We start from the raw sequence: 1406 nt of genomic DNA, 5'->3' as shown, positions 1-1406 counted from the left end.
GCCCTGGGGCTTGGAGCTTACAAATTGCTTGGGTGTTATATGGTCAAGCCTCACGGGCAATTAGTACAGGTTAGCTCAACGCCTCACAGCGCTTACACACCCTGCCTATCAACGTCGTAGTCTTCGACGGCCCTTCAGGGGACTCAAGGTCCCAGTGAGATCTCATCTTGAGGCAAGTTTCCCGCTTAGATGCTTTCAGCGGTTATCTTTCCCGAACATAGCTACCCGGCAATGCCACTGGCGTGACAACCGGAACACCAGAGGTTCGTCCACTCCGGTCCTCTCGTACTAGGAGCAGCCCCTCTCAAATCTCAAACGTCCACGGCAGATAGGGACCGAACTGTCTCACGACGTTCTAAACCCAGCTCGCGTACCACTTTAAATGGCGAACAGCCATACCCTTGGGACCGGCTTCAGCCCCAGGATGTGATGAGCCGACATCGAGGTGCCAAACACCGCCGTCGATATGAACTCTTGGGCGGTATCAGCCTGTTATCCCCGGAGTACCTTTTATCCGTTGAGCGATGGCCCTTCCATACAGAACCACCGGATCACTAAGACCTACTTTCGTACCTGCTCGACGTGTCTGTCTCGCAGTCAAGCGCGCTTTTGCCTTTATACTCTACGACCGATTTCCGACCGGTCTGAGCGCACCTTCGTACTCCTCCGTTACTCTTTAGGAGGAGACCGCCCCAGTCAAACTACCCACCATACACTGTCCTCGATCCGGATGACGGACCTGAGTTAGAACCTCAAAGTTGCCAGGGTGGTATTTCAAGGATGGCTCCACGCGAACTGGCGTCCACGCTTCAAAGCCTCCCACCTATCCTACACAAGCAAATTCAAAGTCCAGTGCAAAGCTATAGTAAAGGTTCACGGGGTCTTTCCGTCTAGCCGCGGATACACTGCATCTTCACAGCGATTTCAATTTCACTGAGTCTCGGGTGGAGACAGCGCCGCCATCGTTACGCCATTCGTGCAGGTCGGAACTTACCCGACAAGGAATTTCGCTACCTTAGGACCGTTATAGTTACGGCCGCCGTTTACCGGGGCTTCGATCAAGAGCTTCGCGTTAGCTAACCCCATCAATTAACCTTCCGGCACCGGGCAGGCGTCACACCCTATACGTCCACTTTCGTGTTTGCAGAGTGCTGTGTTTTTAATAAACAGTCGCAGCGGCCTGGTATCTTCGACCGGCGTGGGCTTACGCAGCAAGTGCTTCACCCTCACCGGCGCACCTTCTCCCGAAGTTACGGTGCCATTTTGCCTAGTTCCTTCACCCGAGTTCTCTCAAGCGCCTTGGTATTCTCTACCCAACCACCTGTGTCGGTTTGGGGTACGGTTCCTGGTTACCTGAAGCTTAGAAGCTTTTCTTGGAAGCATGGCATCAACCACTTCGTCACCCA

The 1406-nt window shown here is 53.8% G+C and carries 1 rRNA gene; it reads right to left on the bottom strand.

The features are described from left to right. Window positions 1–39 precede the first annotated feature (39 nt). Window positions 40–1406: ribosomal RNA gene (locus tag BLQ55_RS31065) — 23S ribosomal RNA — on the bottom strand; the annotation flags it as partial.

The sequence above is a fragment of the Pseudomonas sp. NFACC13-1 genome, from assembly GCF_900104425.1.
Classification (GTDB): Bacteria; Pseudomonadota; Gammaproteobacteria; order Pseudomonadales; family Pseudomonadaceae; genus Aquipseudomonas; species Aquipseudomonas fluorescens_AA.
The sequence above is the reverse complement of the archived record's forward strand: the minus strand, read 5'-3'. Positions and strand labels throughout refer to the sequence as shown.